This window comes from Gemmiger sp. (genome assembly GCF_057431175.1).
The window spans coordinates 40,171-58,267 of the sequence record NZ_DBMDDV010000007.1 but is presented as its reverse complement, the minus strand read 5'-3'; the positions used below and the strand labels follow the sequence as shown (position 1 = coordinate 58,267).

Sequence of the window (18,097 nt, the reverse complement as noted above, 5' to 3'; positions counted from 1 at the left end):
ATTACTCCCTCGCGATCAAAAATACCGGGTTATTTGCCATCAGCAGATGCAGGCTGCCCGCCGCCCTGCTGCGGCTGACGGCAATCTGCGTAACCTGGGCAGTCAGGCCATGGGCGGTCAGTGCGGCGACGGCCTGCTGCAAAGTTTCCAGCGCAATGGCGCTGATGCAGAGCCGCGCGGCAGGGTTGGCCGCCAGCGCGGCGTCCACGATGGCACGCAGATTTCCCTTGCTCCCGCCGATGAACACGGCGTCCGGGGCAGGCCAATCGGCCAGGGCTTCCGGCGCCAGCCCTTGGGTAAGGTGCAAATTTTGCACGGCAAATTTTGCGCGGTTCTGGCAAATCAGCTCACACGCATCGGCGTCACATTCAGCGGCATAAACGCGGCCCTCGGGCGCAGCCAGCGCCATTTCCACACTGACACTGCCGGTGCCCGCACCCACATCCCACAAGGTATCGTTCGGGCGCACGGCCAGCTTTGCCAGCACGGCGGCGCGGACCTCCTGCTTGGTCATCGGCGTTTTGCCGCGGAGAAACACTTCATCCGGCAGGCCGGGGGTGCGGCGCGGCGGCGCGGGGCAGCGCTCCGCCAGCAGCACGCTCAGCGGCGCGAACTGCTGCTGCGCCAACGCGGCCACTGTGTCGGTCACAAGGCGCTGGGCATCGCTGCCGAGGTTTTCCCCCACGGTCGCTATGACCTCGCCGTACCCGGCTGCTGCCAGCCGGGCGCAGAGTGTCGCGGGCGTCTCACTGCCGCCTGTCAGGAAGAACGTTGGCACGCCCTTTTGGCACGCAGCTACCGGATCGCAGGCGCAGCCGTGGGCCGATACGAGCTGCCAATCCTGCCAGGGGCGGCCCAGTGCCGCCGCCAGCAGCTGCACGCTGGACACGCCCGGCTCCACCGTATAGGGGGTACCTGCGGCGTCCAATGCACGGCAGAGCGCCCCCGCCCCGGAGTAAAACCCGGTGTCCCCGCTGAAAACGACCGCCGCCTGCTCGCAGCCGGCCTCTTGCAGCAGTGCGCAAATTTTGTCCGTTTTGTAGAGGGCGGTTCGGTTGTCGGTGCAGCCATCGGGCAGGTTTTGCAGCAGGCGGCGTGCCCCGATGATCAGCCCCGCGCCTTGCAGTGCGGCCAGCCCGCGCACCGTCAGGCCTCCGGGTGCCCCACTACCCATGCCCACCAATGTGATCCTCATAAAATCTCCCTGCATCGCTGTAAAATTGTTTCGGCGCTCTCGCCCTGCTCCTCCGGGCGGCGCAGCACGATGAGCTGTACGCCGCACTGCGCAGCGGCTTCGGCCTTTTCGGCAAAGCCGCCTGCGACCCCGCCGTCCTTCGTAACCATATAGGAGATGCAGAACTGGCGCAGCAGCGCGGCGTTCAGTTCCTGGGTAAACGGCCCCTGCATCGCAAGGATATTGCGATGCGGGATGCCCGCAGCTTCGCACGCAGTGATGCCTGCCCGCGTCGGTAGCACCCGGGGGTACAGCCGCGCCGGGTCCAGCACCGCGAAGGCGGGCAGTTCCTTGGCCCCGGTCGTCAGTAGGACATTTCCGGGTTTGTCCGCCAGGTAGGCGGCGGCCTGGGCGGCGGTTTGCAGTGTCACACTGCCCGCCGGCAGGGCGCTGGCCGGGCGCAGCAGGCGGTGATATTCCACCCCCACAGCCTGGGCCGCTGCACGGATATTGCGCGTTGCCTCCGTAGCATAGGGGTGGGTCGCGTCAACGCAGAGCGCCGCATCGCGCAGCAATGCCGCCATCTCGTCAGCGGTCAGCCGACCGGCGCAGACTGTGATGCCCTCGGTGTTTCCCTGTTCTTCGGCACCGATATCGGTCGCCACGCAGACCGTGACCGCCGCGCCCAGCGCCGCTACCTGGCAGGAGAGAGCGCGGCCCTCGGTCGTGCCGCTGAAAATCACCACATTCATACGCCGTGATACCCCCTGGGCGTCACCATTCTGCCGCGCAAATTCTGCGTAGCATCATTTCCTATATACACCGTCGTGAACATATCCACCGGCGTGCTTTCGAGTTCGGCCAATGTCAGCAGCCTTGCGGTCTGGCCGTCACGGCCTATGTTGCGCACAATGCCGCAGACCGTCTCGGGGTGCTTGCCGTTTGCCAGCAGGACGCGCACGGCCTTGGCAAGGTAGTCGGCGCGGCCCTTGGACGACGGATTGTAGAGCGCCACGCAGAAGTCCCCTGCCGCCGCGCATGCCAGCCGCTTTTCAATCACTGCCCAGGGCGTCAGCCGGTCGGACAGCGAGATGACGCAAAAATCATGCGCCAGCGGTGCGCCCAGCACGGCCCCGCCGCTCAATGCCGCGGTCAGGCCGGGGACGATTTCAACTTCTACATCCGGGTAGTTCCCTGCCAGCTCCAGCAGCGGGCTTGCCATGCCGTAGACCCCCGCGTCGCCAGAGCAGACCAGCGCCACTGTTTTACTGCGCTGCGCTTTTTCCAACGCCCAGCGGCAGCGGTCGATTTCCCGCGTCATGCCGGTGGCGTAGACCTCTTTTTCAGGGAACAGCGGCCGCACCAGATCGATGTAGACCGTGTAGCCGCAGAGCACATCGGCATTTTGCAGCGCGGCCCGGGCCTGGGCGGTCAAAAACTGCGCGTTGCCGGGGCCCAGGCCCACCACATACACAAGGTTATGGTTCATCATTTTTCCATCTCCAGTCCGGGGCAAAGGGCGCACATGCCACCGAGAAGGTCACGCCGTCGTGCGCCCACTTCGGGAGCAGCAACTCACCGCCCGACGCCAGCACCGCCGCGCGTTCACAGACATTGTCCACGCCGGTGACGCTCTGCACAAAATTGGACGCCGTAAAATTCCCCGGTGCCGTGCGCAGTTCATCGGCGGTATAAAAGTCCATGGGCCAGCCGTGGGCATGGCAGAACGCCGCCAGGCCCGGCTCATCCTGTTTCAAATCGATGCTGGCGGCCTGCATAATGCCCTGCAGGGCCAGACGATGTTCCGCACAGAACGCCGCAAACACGGCTTCCAGCTTTTCCGCTGATGTGCCGCGCTTGCAGCCGATCCCCAGCGCCGCAATGCGTGGGACGACGTGCAAGGCTTCGCCCCGGGGCGTCAGCGTCAGCGCAAAATCTGCGCAGTCGGCGGTGTCGGTGGGCATCACACCTGCGGGCGGGGTACCCTGAATGGGCCAATCGGCGGCATAGCGCACCGGCTCACCCGCCAACAGTGCGCCGCTGATTTTCTTGATGCGCTCCGGCTCGGCCACGGCGCAGTTCTGGTGCCTGGCCCATTCATCCACAGCAAAAACGCCGCGCCCATCGGTGGCCGTCGTGATGACCGGCACCGCACCGCAAACCGCCGCCAGCCACCGCGCCAGGTCGTTTGCGCCGCCCAGATGCCCAGACAACAGCGGGATAGCAAACTGACCGCCCTCGTCCAGTACCACAACGGCAGGGTCAGCGGCCTTGCTGCGGCAATGGGGCGCGATGGCCCGCACCGCAATTCCGGCAGCCCCCACAAAAATCAGTGCATCACTTTGTGCAAACTGCCGGGCCGTCCAGTCGGCCAGCGGCACGCCGTCTGCGCCGCCGCGGGCCACACTGCCAGGGCACGCGGCCGCCAGCCGCTGCGCCAATGCCAGCCCCCGCGCCGTGAAGGCGATATACGCGCAAATCATGCGTCGGTTCCCCTGCGGAACGCAGTGGTGAACGCCGGGTCGTAGAGCTTGCTGCGATCGTACCGCGCGGCGAGGAAGTCCCCCACGACGATGAGCGCGGTTTTGGTGATGCCGGCCTCGCGGGTGTTCTGCGCCAAATTTCCAACGGTGCAATGTACGATTTTTTGTTCCGGCCAGGTAGCCTTGTAGACGACGGCGGCGGGGGTCTGTACCGTATACGCCCCCTGCAGAAGCGCGACCTGGACTTTTTCCACAAGGCCGATGGATAGGAAAATCACCATCGTGGCCCCATGGGCGGCCAGTGCGGCCAGCCGCTCCCCTTCCGGGACCGGGGTGCGGCCCTCCATCCGGGTGATGATGACGGTCTGGCTGACACCGGGCAGGGTGTACTCGGCATTCAGTGCCGCCGCCGCGCCGCAAAAGCTGGACACGCCGGGGGTGTCGTCATAGGGAATGCCTGCGGCATCCAATGCGTCCATCTGCTCACGAATTGCGCCATACAAGCAGGGGTCGCCCGTGTGGAGCCGCACTGTTGTTTTGTGCGCTGCTTCGTTCTTTTTCATCACGGAAAGCACCTGTTCCAGCGTCATTTCCGCGCTGTTGCAAATGGCGCAGTCCGCCTTTGCAAGCCCCAGCAGCGCCGGGTTGACTAGGCTGCCCGCGTAGATGATGCAGTCCGCCGTTTGCAGCAGCGCCGCACCGCGCCGGGTGATGAGATCCGGTGCGCCGGGGCCAGCCCCCACAAAATGTACCATGTCAGGCTCCTTTCCATGTTTTCAACAGTGTATCGGCGGTTTTTGTCTGGCCCAGCGGCCCCGCCTGGTTGGAGAACAGCACCGCCCCCACCCGAAACGCCTCCGCCGCGCGGCGGTCTACATGCGTTTGGATGGCATCCAGTAGGCTTGCCACGACCGGCTCGCGCAGGTTGGCAGCGTCCAGAATTTCCAGGCAGGCGTCGGTAGTCGCGGCGTCCATCAAGGCGCGGCAGGTGGCCGCATCCGCCCCGCAGAGCGCCGCATGGGCGCAGAACAACTCAGTGCGGCAATCAGCCTGCTTGGAGTGGGTGTTCATGATGCCGCCCGCCAGCTTGACCAGCTTGCCCACATGGCCGACGAGCAGCACTTCCGCAAAGTGTTCGGTTGCCGCCATATCCAGCGCCTCACCGACAAAATTTGAGATTTTAACGACGGGAATTCTGGCCAACTCCGGCATATGCGCGGCCAGATAATCCAGCCCATAGTTGCCGGGGGCCAGGATCAGGCGGCGGCTTTTCAGCGCGGCCTGATGGATTTCGATTTGCAGCGTGTCTAAAAGTGCCTGTTGGCTCATTGGCTCGACGATACCGCTGGTACCCAGCACGGATAGCCCGCCCTCGACCCCGATATGCGGGTTGAAGGTGCGCTTGGCCGCAGCCGCGCCGCCCTTGATGGAGACAGTGACCGCGAAGCCGCCGCCATAGCCCACGGCGTCAGCCTCCCGCAGCAACGCCTCGGTGATCATCTGGCGCGGCACATGGTTGATGGCTGCCGCACCCACCGGCTGATCCAGCCCGGACTTTGTCACGCGGCCCACACCTGCGCCGCCGTCGATGGTGACAGTGCGCGGCGCATCCGGCAGCAGCGTGACCGCGGCAACGACCGGCAGGCCGGTGGTGGCGTCAATATCGTCGCCGCCGTCCTTGACAATGGCGCATTCTGCGCCGTCCGCCGTGGGGCGGCAGAACTGCGGCGCGACCTCGACCACAATACCCTTGGGGGTACGCAGGCCGACAGATTCCGGCACATGGCCGGTCAGCAGCAGCCGCGCCGCCCCCGCCGCCCCCAGCGCCGCACAGGTGCCGGTGGTGTAACCGCAGCGCAGCAGCTTTTGCCCGCTGCGGATATAGTGCTCAAACTTTGGCTTTGTATCGTCATTTTTAAACAGCATGGCGTACTGTTCGGCAGTCAAATCAAACAGTCTGCGGATGTTCTGCTCAGCAAAGGCCTCCTGCGGCGTCAGCACGCCGGATACCCCGGACGGCGCAACGCAGACGACGGCATCGGCCAGCTTTTGCGCCAGTTCCAACTCGTGCAGCGTCACGATGATAGCGACGTTTTTTTCATGGGCCAGCGTTTGCAGTATGGCCATCAGTTCTGCTTTGCCTTTTGCGTCCAAAAACGACGTAGGCTCATCCAGCAGCAAAATCTCCGGTTGCTGGCAGACGGCACGGGCCAGCAGCACGCGCTGGCGCTGGCCGTCGCTGATTTTGGTAAAATCCCGGTCAGCCAGCGGTGCGGCCTGCACCAGTTCCAGCGCGGCCCGCACCTGCTCTTTGTCGGCGGCAGAGAGCACACCCAGCCGCCCGGTGTAGGGGTAGCGCCCGGCAGCAGCCACGTCAAAGCAGGTCGTCAGCTCGGTGCGGGCCGTGTGGGGCAGCATCAGCGCCAGCTTGCGGGCGCGGGCGTTGGGGGTGTAGGCGGCCAGGTTTCGCCCATCCAGCAGCACCGCACCGCCCTGTGTGGGCAGCTGCGCCGCCAGCGTCTTTAATAAGGTTGACTTGCCCGCGCCGTTGGGGCCGATGAGGGCCAGTATCTTGCCGCGCTCAGCGTGCAGGGCAATGTCCCGCAGCAGCGGTGCGCCATAGCCGATGGCGAGGGCCTGTGTTTCGCAATAGCTCATGCTGCTCCCTCCCCGCTGTGGCGGCGCACCAGAAGCCAGATGACCACCGGCGCACCGAACACCGCCGTGACCGAGCTGATCGACAGTTCTGTCGGCGCAAACAGGCTGCGGGCGATCAGGTCACACAGCAGGCAGAACGCCGCGCCGCCCAGAGCGCAGCCAGGCAGCACATGCAGCGGTTTTGCACTGCCCAGCGTTTGTTTTACCAAATGCGGCACCGCGATACCCACAAAGGATATCGGCCCGGCAAACGCCGTGACGCAGGCCGCCAGCAAACTGGACAGCAGCACCAGCACCACCGAAAACACCCGCACCGGCACACCGACGCTGGCGGCGTAGCTTTCGCCCATCTGGTAGGCAGCCATCGGCTTGGAGAGCAGGAACGCCGCTGCCAGGCAGGGCAGCACAATGGCCGCCGCCGTGGCAACGTTGCCCCAGGTCATGCCGGAAAAGCTGCCCATCGACCAGTTGTGAAGGTTGACAATGTTGGAATCCTGCGCGAAGGCCACGACGATATCCGTGACCGCCGAGCAGATGTAGCCGATCATGACGCCGCAGATGACCAGAATACTCATCCGCTGCACGCGGCGCGCCACAGCCAGCACAAACAGCATGGCCGCCATGGCCCCGGCGAAAGCCGCCAGAATCAGCGTCCATGAGTTGGTGAGCAGCCCGCGGTTGAGGAACACGACCATCGTCAGCGCGACGGCCAACTTGGCCCCGCTGGAAATGCCCATAACGAACGGCCCCGCAATGGGGTTGGCAAAGAATGTTTGCAGCAGGTAGCCCGCCGCCGACAATGCTGCGCCCAGCAGCACGACCATAACCGCCCGGGGCAGCCGCAGCTGGTACAGGATGTTGGCGGTCAGCGCATCGGGGGCGCGGCCCAGCAGCGCGGCCACGACCTGCGCCGGGGAAAGCGCCACGCTGCCCCAGAAGAGATTGAGTGCAAACAGCGCCAGCAGGGCCGCCGCCATGGCGAAATATGCGATTGTCAGGCGTGTTCGGGTGTGCATGGTATCGTCCTTATTGCAGTTTCGTCAAAAATTTCAATTCATCGGCATTGGGGTTGCCCTCGGTGAACACCTTATTCATGTCCAGGATCAAATCCGGCAGTTCCATACTCTGCTGGAAAAGGCTCTGCGCGGTACACCAGACATTGCCGCTTTGCACAGCCTTGAAGTCGGCCAGCATCGGGCATTTGGCAATCAATTCATCGATAGAGCGTAGTTCACCCTCAATCGTGCTGTTATAAATCAGCACGTCGGCATCCTTGGCCCCGGCGTAGAAATCTTCCAGCGAAATATTCACGGTCGCCAGGTTGTTGCCGCTGTCGGTCAAATCGGCAAAGGCGTAACTGCCGCCCGCCATCTTGATCATTTCGGCAACGTAATCGCCGCCTTTGCGCACAGTGGCAAGGTTGTTGGAGGTGATGGAGAAAAACGCGACGGTCTTGCCGGTGGGGGCTTCGTCCGCCAAAGGGGCGATGCGCTGCTCGGCATCCGCAAAAACACGCTCTGCTTCGTTGGTTTTGCCCAGCAAAATGCCGTAGAGCTTGACCCATTCCATGCGGGCCAGCGGACCGCTCTCGTAGCTTGAGCGTTCGACCAGCACCGGCACACCGAATTTTTCCAGTTGCTCCTTCACCTCGGGGGTGTGGTAGATCATCGTGTTTTCGATGGCAAGGCCGCAGTCGGCGGCCAAAATCGTCTCGTAATCCGGGGCGCTGTACTTGCCCGCGTAGACAATTTGCCCCTGTTCCATGGCGGTGCGGGCAGCGTCGAGATACCAGTTTTCGGCCTGCGTGCCGGAGAGTGCCACCGCCCCCAGCCCACCAATGCTGATGATGGGGTCCATGGCGGAGGAAGAAACGAGGTAGATATTCTCGATAGGCTGCTGCAAAACGACAATATCGCCGTCCAGTTCGGCGGGCACAGCGGCCCCTTCGGGTACGACCAGATAGCGGCTGCCGTCGACGGTGATAAGGCTGTACCCGCCCGCGCATTCGTCCACCGTAAACTGCTGCGCATAATCGAGAGGGTAGCGGTTTTCTATCGCAAGTGCGTCGGTTTGTGTCGGTCCCGACGTCGCCGCGCAGCCTGCCAGCAGCAGGGCGGGCAGGGTCAAAAGTAAAGTGCGCTTCATTCGGCTGCAGTCAGCGTTGCGCTGTCAAAGGTCAGCGTGTAGTCGATCTCGTGCGGGGTGCTCATGGCGACAGTATCTGCCGTGACGGCCAGCGCCGTGTCCAGTGCGGCGACGGGGATCTCAAACGTGGAATTGCCTTCGGTGTTCGTGGGCAGGTACTTTTCACCGTCGATGAGCATATAGTCGTAGTTCGGGCTGCTCCACACGATGGTGGCGGTCATCGCGCCGTCGGCCACGGTCAGGGCGGCAGGGCTTTCGACGGTAGCGCGGCCGCTGCCGCCTTCCAGCGTCACGGCACAGGTATAGCTGCCGTCGGCGGGCGTCTCAGCGGGGGCGGCGGTTTCGTCCGCGGCGGGCTGGGCATCGGCCACGCTGACGGTGTGGTCGTACCAGGTGCCCTTGGTGCCCAGGATGGCCAGCTGGAAGTCGGTATCCACGGCCTGCACCGGGATATCAAAGCCGTAGACCTCGTCGCTGGTGCCATCAGAGTACGTCACGGTGTCAACGGTGGGCTGCAGCCAGTCGCTCTCGTGGTCGGGGGCGTCGGCGGCCATGCCAAGGTACAGGTTGACGATTTTCTGGGATTGCAGGCTGACATGGAACGTCATAACGCCGCTTTCCACAGTCAGGGTGCCCATGCCGTCCACGGCCTCGCTGGCATGGAACATACTGCTGTCGGTCTTGAACTCGGCGGTGTAAACGCCGTCGGGCAGGGCGGCGGCAGGGGCTTCGGTTGCGGCGGGGGCCTCGGTGGCTTCGGGGGCGGTCTCCACGGTGGAGGCTGCCGCGGATACACTCTCGGCGGTGGTGGATGCGGATGCGCCGCAGCCCGCCAGCAGCAGGGCGGCCAGTGTGATGGATGCGAGTTGGCGTTTTTTCATGGTTACCTTCCTGTCTCTATTCTAACATATATAAATTAAGGGAACACCGCACGGCAGGGGCCGCGCATGGGGAAATCGAGCAACAACGGCATACGGCGCGGGCGGGATGAATCCCTCCCCTCTCCACCGAAAATGGCTTTCTATCCCCCAAACCCAAAAACTGCCCGAAGGCGTTCCCTTCGGGCAGAATGTATCAAACTTAACCGTTCAGGGAGTCGATAGCTGCCTTGGTGTGATCAACGTAGAGCTGCTGGACATCGGCGATCTCGCCCAGACCGGCGATCTGGGTGTCGACACTGTCAAAGCAGCCAGCGGCGTTGAACTGGCTCAGCCAGGAATCCTCGTCAGAGCCGGCCATGTCATTGTTGGCGTGGTCACCGGCAACGACCATCAGCGGGCGCAGGATGACCTTGGTGTAACCGGCCTCCTTGACCTTCTCGATGACAGCGTCGCAGGCGGTGTCCTCCGGCTCACCCTCGACAGTGCCGATGAACACATTGTCATAGCCCAGGGTCTGCATGGTGGTCTGCATCTGGCTGTAACTGATCTTGGCGGTGTGGGACGTGCCGTGGCCCATGAACACAAAGGCGGTGCCGTCAGCAGCGGCAGCAGCGGCATCGTCATACCCGGCGACCTTGACGGCCTCGGCGGTGATGGCAGCGGCAACAGCCTCCTTGTCGGCGTTGATGACGGTGGCATCCTCGCCAACCTCGCCCAGCAGCGGCTCGGCGATGGCAACGCTTTCGAACTTGTCCTTGTACTGCTCAACGGCCTCACACATCTCGTCATACTCGGCGCCGTGCATCAGATGGGTGGGCTGGACGACCAGGTTCTTAACGCCGTTGGCAACGGCGCGATCCAAAGCCTGGCTCATGTTGTCGATTTTCTCGCCGTCGCGGGCCTGCACATGGTTAATGATGATCTGCGCGGTGAAGGCGCGGCGCACGCTCCAATCGGGGTTAGCGGCCTGTAAGGCATCCTCGATGCCCTTGATGTCAGCGGCGCGGCTGCCGTTGAAGGAGGTTCCGAAGCTGACGACCAACAGCTCGTTCTCGCCGATCTCATCCTCGTTGCGGGGGTCGTCGTTGCCGGCGTCGCCGGTGTCACGGCCGAAATACTCGGGGTCGGCATTCTCGCCCTCGACCATTTCCTTCTGGGTGTCGGTCAGGGCGTCCCAGGCAGCCTTGGCGGCCTCGCACTGGGCGTCGGTGTCGTCGGTGCGCTCCTGCACATAGATGGCGTCGATCAAATCAGCGCAGTTTTTCGCGGCCACTTCGTCGGCATCTCCCTCATCTGCGGTTTCCTCGCTGCTTACGGCTTCGCTCTCGCTGGCAGCGGTGCTCTCAGCCGTGCTCTCGGTGGTAGCGGCGGTGCTGCCGCAGCCAGCCAGCAGTGCGGTGGTCAGGGCCAGGGCTGCCAGCACGGCAGCAGGCTTTTTGTGGTTGCTTTTTCTCATGTGTTTGCTTCCTTTCCTATTTAAAACGTTGCATGGCACGGAAAGGCACAGCAAAACACACCTATCAAAAAACGAGGCCTTTTTGCGTGCAGAATGGCAACACAAAAAGACCCCGTACTTTCAGCAGGCTCTTTGCGGTACAACCAATTCCTCGTGATTTGGAGCTGTGCGCCCCCGTACCCGGCAGCAGGCAGGTTTCCTGGCTGAAAGATCAACACCCACCGCCGCCTTCCCGGGCTGATGCCCAGTGACCGGTGCAAACGCACCCTGGCGGCAGGTTCCCTTATCACAGTGACGAGATCGTGCGGGATTTGCGCCCGCTTCCCTTTTACCCTTTTCTGTGCGGCGGAACCGCGCAAAAAGGCACCTGCTGTCGTATTCAGTTTTACGGTGTAGAGTATAACACAATGCGGGCAGAAACGCAAGGGGCTGTTTACGCAAGTTTTTCACCGTTCGCCTGTTGGAGATCGCGCCGCCGCTGCTCACGCCCGGAGAGCGGCGCACGGTCTCGCTGGCGGTGGGCTGCACCTTCCCCGCCGGGCTGCCCCAGGCCGTGGAGAGCGGGCAGACAATGTATATAACGCCCTAAAAGCAGCGCAGCCCCCGCAGAAAGGTCAACCTTCTGCGGGGGCTGCGTATTTTAGTCAGCTGTTAAGCTGCGCTCAAATCAGGCCCATCAGGCTGGGCAGGCCCAGGGACAGCGCGGGGATGTAGGTGACAGCCAGCAGGGCGGCCACCAGTGCCACAAAGTAGGGGATGAGCTTGGACGTGACCTGCTCGATGGAGACATGGCCGATGCCGCAGCCGACAAACAGAACCGAGCCGACCGGCGGGGTGATGTTGCCCAGGCACATATTGAAAATCAGCATAACGCCGAACTGGATCTCGGTCATGCCGAAGCTGGTGGCGATGGGCAGGAAAATCGGGGTGAAAATCAGGATGGCCGGGGTGATGTCCATGAACATACCGATGACCAACAGAATAATATTCATCAGCAGGAAGATGATATACTTGTTGTCGGTCAGGCTCATCAAACCGTTGGAGATAGCCGCCGGGATGCCGGAGTAGGCCATGACAAAGGACATAGCGGAAGAAGCGGAGATCAGGAACAGGATGATGCCGGAGGTCTTGGCAGAGTTGAGCAGGATATTCAGGAAGCCCTTGAAGTCGATGCTCTTATAGATGATGGAGAGAATCAGGCAGTACAGAACCGCGATGCCTGCGCCCTCGGTGGCGGTAAAGACACCGGAGACGATGCCGCCGATGACGATAACGATGAGCAGCAGGGACGGAACCGCGTCCCAGACGGTTTTCAGCACGCTCTGGCTGCGGTCAAAGCCGGTGGCCTTCATGCCGGCCTTCTTTGCGCCGATGAAAGCGACGACCATGCAGCACAGACCCATCAGGATGCCGGGGATATAACCGGCCATGAACAGGGTGGAGATGGAGACACCGCCCGCGACGGTGGAGTAGACGATGAAAGCGGAGGTCGGGGGAATCAGCAGGCCCGTGGGGGCAGAGGCGATGTTGGCAGCGGCAGAGTAGGCAGGGTCGTAGCCGTTTTCCTCCTCAATGGGGCTGATGCAGCCGCCCATGGCGGAGGCAGCGGCGACGGAGGAGCCGGACAGCGCGCCAAACAGCATATTGCCCAGAATATTGGCCTGCGCCATAGAGCCGGGAATTTTGCCGACGAACAGCTGGGCAAAGTTGACAAGGCGCTTGGCGATACCGCCGTTGTTCATGATGTTGCCGGCCAGAATAAACAAGGGCACGGCCAGCAGAGAGAAGCTCTCCACGCCGGAGTTCATCTTCTGCATCGTGATAAAGGTGATCTGATCCCAGGACAGGGTGGACATAGCGGTCACGATGGAGGATGCCACAATGCTGATGGAGATCGGCACGCCGAGGAACAGCAGCACGCCGAACACAGCGAACAAAATAACGGTGGTCATAGTGATACTCATTTGTCTGCACCCTCCTTGGAATCAACTCTTTCGCCGGTGATGTCCTCATAGATGTTGATAATCTGCGCAATCACGATGAACACGCCGGAAATCGGGGCGATGGCGTAAACCAGGCTGCGGGGAATGCCCAGCAGCGCCGAGAACTCGCGGCTGGCGGAAACAGCCAGCTTAAAGCCGCCGATCGTGAAAACGAAGATCGCCATCAGGAGGATCAGGCCGTCGATGGCCACCAGCAGGGCGGTGTGGGCCTTGCCGGTGAACTTGTCGCGGACGAGGGTCAGCGACATATGCTCGCGGGTGGAGAAGGCGTAGGCCGCGCCGATGAAGCCGGTCCAGATCAGGCTGTAACGGACAAGCTCCTCGGTAAAGGCGACCGGGCTGTTGAGCACATAGCGGGAGAACACCTGGATAAGCACCAGAATGGTCATGAAGGAAAGCAGAATCGCACAGGCGATGCTGAGAATTTTATCCATCCAGTATTTGATGGCTGCGAAGGTGTTTTTCATGACTTACTCCTCCCCTCTTGCCTTTTCAATGGTATCCATCAGCGTCTTGACGCCGGGATACTCTTCTTCGTAGGCTTCGATCATGGGCTGGGTCGCCTCGCGGAAGGCCTCCTTATCGACGTCGTAGACGAATTCGACGCCCATGGTCTCCTGGGCCTCCTTGACGGCCTCCTCCACGGCGGTGTCCCACATGACCTTGTGGGCGTCGGTGGAATCGTGGGCAGCCTCAAGAAGAATCTGCTGATCCTCCGGGCTGATGGTCTTCCAGACCTTTTCGCTCATGATCAGTACATCGGGGATCATGGCGTGCTGATCGACCGAGTAGACCTTGCAGACCTCGCCGTGCTTGCCGGTGGTCAGGGCCGTCTCGTTGTTCTCGGTGCCGTCGATGATGCCGGTCTGCAGCGAGGTGTAGACATCGCCGTAGGACATGGCGACCGGGATGCCGCCGAGGTAGCTCATCATATCGGTCTGGCTCTTCATATCCTGCACGCGGATCTTCAGGCCCTTGAGGTCTGCCGGGGTGCGGATGGCCTTATCCTTCGTGTAGAAGGAACGTGCGCCGGAGGTGTAGTAGGTCAGCGTGACAAAGCCGTCGTCGCCGGTCGAGAGAAAGAAGTCCTGCATCTCCTGCGAGTCCATGACATGGTAGAAATCCTCCGTGTCATTAAAAATGTAGGGCAGGCCGAAGGTGTTGAAGGCATCGTTGTAGGTAGCCAGACCGGGTGCAGAAACCTTAGTCATGGCGATAACGCCGGCCTGCAGCTGCTCAAGGTTCTCGTTCTCGCTGCCAAGCTGGCCGTTGGGGAAGATCTTGACCTGAATGCGGCCATCGGTCTTTTCGTTGACCTCCTCCGCAAACTGGGTCATGGCGATATGGACAGTGTGGGTCTCGGACAAGCCGTGGGCCAGCGTAAGAACCAGCGGATTCTGTGCGCTGTAGCCTGCATCGGCCGTGGAGGCGGATGCGCCGCAGCCGGACAGCAGACCGATCCCCAGCACAGCCGCAGCACCCAAAGCTGCGATTTTCTTGAACATGGTATCTCTCCTTCTGATATATGTGGTCATTGCGGGCAGGTGCGGCGGGGAATCCCCCAGTCCGCTTCGCGGACAGCCTCCCTTGTCAAAGGGAGGTGGCCGAGCGAAGCGAGGGCGGAGGGATTCCTCACCGCCGCCTCCCCCTTACATCCCAATCAAATCAAACTGCTCGAACGAGACAAGCACCGCGTGGTTTTTCTTGGGGTTGGGGTACTTGATCTGCACACTCTTGAGGCGCTGGCTGTAGTACCAGCCGCTCTCGGCTTCCTCGAACTTGCGGCGGTGCAGGAAGTGCGGCAGCTCCTTGCCGTCGACCTGCACATAGAACGGGGACTTCTCGCGGTGGATCATGTCAAGGTACATGCTCTCGACAGCCGTTTCGTAATTGCCCTCATTCGCAAAGGTCACGACCGTTTTGACGCCCGCCTTGACAGCGATCTTCGTCTTGAGGTAAGCGCCGTTGCGATAGTCGTTCGTGCGGCCGTCATCCTCATACAGCGTGAACTCGGAATCTACATCGGGGGCCATCAGGATGTCCAGCGCCGTGGTCTTTTCGGTCATCAGGTTATGCAGGGCGTTGCCGCTCATCGGGATGATGGCACCGCTGCGCACAAACAGCGGAATGCTGGCAATGTCGACCGGCACCTCAACGGTCTGGCCGGGGGCGTATTCCTCGCGGGTGTAGAAGTCGTAGAACCGCTCGGCTTCGTTTTCGGTCTTGGGCAGGTAGACCGGGCGAACGGTCTGGCCCTTCTCGACAACATTGGCCACCAGCAGAGAATCGCCGAACATGAAATCGACACCCTCATCGTAGGTTGCGGGGTCATTCTGGAACACCGCGAAGGTGGGCTGCCAGATGGGCAGGCCGTTCTCATGCGCGCGCTCCATCAACGAGTAGAGCGTCGGGCTGAGCTTGTAGCGGAAGTCGATGGCCTCCTTGATGTACTGCTTTTTGTCGCTGTACATCCAAGGCTCGGTGACGGTGTTGTCGGTGTTGGTCGAATGGATGGAGAAGCGCGGCTGGAAGATGCCGTTCTGCACCCAGCGCACAAACAGCTCTCCCTCCGGCGCGGGGCCGAAGAAGCCGCCGATGTCGCAGCCGTGGTTGGAAACGCCGCAGAGCGCCATGCCCAAGATCGTGGCAATGTTGTATTTCAGGGTATCCCAGCAGGTCAGGTTGTCGCCGGCCCAGACCTGTGCATACCGCTGGATGCCGGCGTGACCAGAGCGGCAGACCGAGAAGGGGCGGCAGTCGGGGTCGTATTCCTCGATGGCCTCGTTAGAAAGCTGGCACATCAGGTTGCTCATGACCGGCTTCATCGTGCCGATTGTGCTGCCCTTACCCTCAAAATAGACCTTGGCGTCCTTATCAACAAGGGAGTCATACTCGCAGTTGTCGTTCCAGATGGAGCGGCAGCCGTACTTGAGCAGCGCGTCCTTGATGTACTGCTTCCAGTGCAGGCGGGTGGATTCCTTCGTGTAATCTACAAAGAGACCGGGGCCGCCCCACCATGTGCCGACAGCCAGACCGTCAAGACCTGCATTGTCGTCGGAGGCGGGCAGGAACATGCCCTTCTCCTTCATCTCGTCCAGCAGCGGATGGACGAGCAGCATACCGGGCTTGATGTTGGGCGAGACGACGATGCCGCGCTTTTCCATCTGTGCGAACCAGTCTGCCGGGTCCTTGAACCGCTTGTTGTTCCAAGTGAAGGTGCAGCGCTTGATGCCCTCGGCCGTCTCGACTGCGCAATAACCGCTGGAAAGCTGGAACCCGTCTGCGGGGATGCCCTCCTCGCGGGTGGTGTCGATGAAATCCAGCACCGCGTCATCGCTGTTTTCCGGCAGTTCGGGGTAATACATCGAGCTGCCGAGGTAGCCGAGTGCAGCCTTCGGCAGCATGACGCTCTTGCCGGTCAGGTCGGTGTAACGCTCGATGATCTCGCGGATGGACGGGCCTGCGATCAGGAACAGATCAATATCGCCCGCATCGGTGCGGTAGGACGAGTAGCGATGCCAGTAGTTGCGCTTCTCGCGCCCCATGTTGAAATCACACTCGGCCGTGTTGTGGTAGAAGTAACCGACCGCCTGTTTTGTGCCGCGGTTCAGCCGGATATAAAAAGGAATGTGCTTGTAGAGAGAGTCGGTCTCCTTGGCGTTGTAGCCCATCGCATCGCCGGGGGCCATATTCATGTATTTCTCGGCCTTGTTGATCTCGCCGGACTTCTCACCGAAGCCGTAGAAGCAGTCATCGGCCTCGATCTGGCTGGCATGGATGCGGCGGCGGTTGCTGTCCTCGCGGTAGGCAAGGTCAGGAATGTCGGCGTGCAGCAGGCTGCCGTCCTTGTCGTAGACCATGATGCGGAAGGGTTCCTTCTCGATCACGACCTTCAGGCGCTCGCCCTGAATCACAGCCTGCTTTTCGCCATCGGTCAAAACGGCGGCAGCAGGCTCTACGCGCTTGCGGCAGTCCTTCATCAGTTCGTCGGTGCGGGACTCCCACGCGGTCATCGTCAGGCTGTAGGAGGCTTCGTCCCAATCGCCGTCAAAGCCCGCGCGGATGCGCAGGATGTCGTCGGTCAGGAACCAGATGCGCAGTTCCACGGCGTTAGTAGCCACAGCATAGTAGCTGCCGTGGTCGGTGACTGCGCCACCGGTGTAGCACACTTTCATAGATTTTTCCCTTTCTTTGTGATGCGGTGGTTCGGGTGCAAATAGGCAATATGCACAAAAATCGGATATAATTTTTGTGCATCTATAAGTCATTCGCCCTGTTTCGACCTTATAATAACAAATTGTTCATGAAATTTCTTCTGCATTTGTGGCACGAATGTTGCAAAATGTGATATAATCGTTTTAAGGACAAAAATTGCAGGAGGGCCGACGCCATGATTATCCAAAAAGTTCCGCACTATGTAGATTCTGTTCTGACACAGGAGGTCGCCAGCGCCGCCCTGCAGGGCGGTGACGTAGTGGTGGCCTGGTACACAAACCAGGTCAACAGCCAGTCGGTCGTCCACTCCCACCCCTACTATGAGCTGATTTTGCCGGTGGCGGGCAGCAGTGTCCGCTATTCCGTCGGCGGCAGCGTCTACGATTTACACCTGGGCGAGCTGATTTTGTTCCCCGGCGATATGTACCACTCCTGCAAGTTCAACATCACGGCGGATACTTCGGAGCGGCTCGTCGTGCAGATCGCGCCGGGCATCTGGGACCGTGCCTGGCAGCAGAGCGGTCTGCCCCGCCGCGCATGGAATCGCGACCCCATCATCTTGGATGCAAACGCCGTCCTGCACTGGGATTTCCGCGGCCTGCTGGAACGGATGGCACAGACTGTCTCGCTGGACGAAAGGATACGCCCCATCGTGCAATGCTGCGAGGTAACAGAGCTGATTCTGCTCGCCAGCCATGTCATCACCCGGCGCAACGCTGCACCGCCGCCCTCGGCCACCAGTCTGCTGATTGCCAAGGCCGTTGACTACCTGCAAACCCACTACACCGACCCCGGGCTGACCGTGGCACAGCTAGCCAAGTACACCTACACAAGCCGGGAGCATCTGTCCCGCGTGTTCAAGGAGTACACGCTGGAAAGCGTACACGGCTACCTGACCAACCTGCGGATGCAGCACTGCCGCAACGCCATTGCGGCCGGGGCCAGCGTGCTGGACGCCTGCAATGCCAGCGGCTTTACAAATTACAGTAGTTTTTTAAAGAGTTTCCGCGCACTGTACGGCGTTACCCCAACCGAGTACCGCGCCCAGCTGCGGCAAAGCCTGGCCCCCAACTAGCTTTACA

Annotated in this window: 15 protein-coding genes and 1 riboswitch; of the genes, 1 reads left to right on the top strand and 14 read right to left on the bottom strand. The window is 61.5% G+C overall.

The annotated features are described in order from the left end of the window. Nucleotide 1 precedes the first annotated feature (1 nt). From cbiE to ACZO0A_RS04355, 14 genes are all read right to left on the bottom strand, one after another. Complete coding sequence (gene cbiE, locus ACZO0A_RS04420) at nucleotides 2-1,195, bottom strand: precorrin-6y C5,15-methyltransferase (decarboxylating) subunit CbiE (protein ID WP_302376464.1); 1,194 nt, start codon at nucleotides 1,193-1,195, stop codon at nucleotides 2-4. After that, nucleotides 1,192-1,926 (bottom strand): precorrin-6A reductase, encoded by a 735-nt coding sequence (cobK, locus tag ACZO0A_RS04415; RefSeq protein ID WP_302376462.1) that lies wholly within the window; start codon nucleotides 1,924-1,926, stop codon nucleotides 1,192-1,194. Before cobK ends, cbiE begins: the two co-directional genes overlap by 4 nt. After that, on the bottom strand, nucleotides 1,923-2,663 hold the full coding sequence (cobJ, locus tag ACZO0A_RS04410; protein ID WP_302376486.1) for a precorrin-3B C(17)-methyltransferase: 741 nt from the start codon (nucleotides 2,661-2,663) through the stop codon (nucleotides 1,923-1,925). The genes cobK and cobJ overlap by 4 nt, the downstream gene beginning before the upstream one ends. Then, complete coding sequence (locus tag ACZO0A_RS04405; protein WP_302376460.1) at nucleotides 2,653-3,657, bottom strand: cobalt-precorrin 5A hydrolase; 1,005 nt, start codon at nucleotides 3,655-3,657, stop codon at nucleotides 2,653-2,655. The genes cobJ and ACZO0A_RS04405 overlap by 11 nt, the downstream gene beginning before the upstream one ends. Continuing rightward, the gene (gene cobM, locus ACZO0A_RS04400; protein ID WP_302376459.1) at nucleotides 3,654-4,412 is read right to left on the bottom strand and encodes a precorrin-4 C(11)-methyltransferase; all 759 of its coding nucleotides are present in this window, start codon (nucleotides 4,410-4,412) and stop codon (nucleotides 3,654-3,656) included. Before cobM ends, ACZO0A_RS04405 begins: the two co-directional genes overlap by 4 nt. Nucleotide 4,413: 1 nt before the next feature. Beyond that, nucleotides 4,414-6,315, bottom strand: a complete 1,902-nt coding sequence (gene cbiD / locus ACZO0A_RS04395; protein WP_302376457.1) for a cobalt-precorrin-5B (C(1))-methyltransferase CbiD — start codon at nucleotides 6,313-6,315, stop codon at nucleotides 4,414-4,416. Further along, a complete protein-coding gene (locus ACZO0A_RS04390) occupies nucleotides 6,312-7,331 on the bottom strand; it encodes a FecCD family ABC transporter permease (RefSeq protein ID WP_308132849.1) in 1,020 nt (339 codons plus the stop codon). Before ACZO0A_RS04390 ends, cbiD begins: the two co-directional genes overlap by 4 nt. A 10-nt stretch (nucleotides 7,332-7,341) precedes the next feature. Further along, the gene (locus ACZO0A_RS04385) at nucleotides 7,342-8,460 is read right to left on the bottom strand and encodes an ABC transporter substrate-binding protein (RefSeq protein WP_302376452.1); all 1,119 of its coding nucleotides are present in this window, start codon (nucleotides 8,458-8,460) and stop codon (nucleotides 7,342-7,344) included. Then, nucleotides 8,457-9,341: an iron transporter gene (locus tag ACZO0A_RS04380; protein ID WP_302376449.1), complete on the bottom strand. Its 885-nt coding sequence runs from the start codon at nucleotides 9,339-9,341 to the stop codon at nucleotides 8,457-8,459. Before ACZO0A_RS04380 ends, ACZO0A_RS04385 begins: the two co-directional genes overlap by 4 nt. Nucleotides 9,342-9,540: 199 nt before the next feature. After that, the gene (locus ACZO0A_RS04375; protein ID WP_302376447.1) at nucleotides 9,541-10,797 is read right to left on the bottom strand and encodes a sirohydrochlorin cobaltochelatase; all 1,257 of its coding nucleotides are present in this window, start codon (nucleotides 10,795-10,797) and stop codon (nucleotides 9,541-9,543) included. A gap of 172 nt (nucleotides 10,798-10,969) precedes the next feature. After that, nucleotides 10,970-11,183, bottom strand: a riboswitch (cobalamin riboswitch). Nucleotides 11,184-11,459: 276 nt separating this feature from the next. After that, entirely contained in the window at nucleotides 11,460-12,761 is a 1,302-nt protein-coding gene (locus ACZO0A_RS04370) for a TRAP transporter large permease (protein ID WP_215691214.1), read from the bottom strand. Next, complete coding sequence (locus ACZO0A_RS04365; protein WP_302376444.1) at nucleotides 12,758-13,267, bottom strand: TRAP transporter small permease; 510 nt, start codon at nucleotides 13,265-13,267, stop codon at nucleotides 12,758-12,760. Before ACZO0A_RS04365 ends, ACZO0A_RS04370 begins: the two co-directional genes overlap by 4 nt. A gap of 3 nt (nucleotides 13,268-13,270) precedes the next feature. Further along, a complete protein-coding gene (locus tag ACZO0A_RS04360) occupies nucleotides 13,271-14,305 on the bottom strand; it encodes a TRAP transporter substrate-binding protein (RefSeq protein WP_486846085.1) in 1,035 nt (344 codons plus the stop codon). A gap of 144 nt (nucleotides 14,306-14,449) precedes the next feature. Further along, complete coding sequence (locus ACZO0A_RS04355; RefSeq protein ID WP_486846083.1) at nucleotides 14,450-16,975, bottom strand: glycoside hydrolase family 31 protein; 2,526 nt, start codon at nucleotides 16,973-16,975, stop codon at nucleotides 14,450-14,452. Between the two features lie 215 nt (nucleotides 16,976-17,190). Here ACZO0A_RS04355 and ACZO0A_RS04350 point away from each other — a divergent pair, with 215 nt between their 5' ends. After that, entirely contained in the window at nucleotides 17,191-18,090 is a 900-nt protein-coding gene (locus ACZO0A_RS04350) for an AraC family transcriptional regulator (RefSeq protein WP_294781249.1), read from the top strand. Nucleotides 18,091-18,097 lie beyond the last annotated feature (7 nt).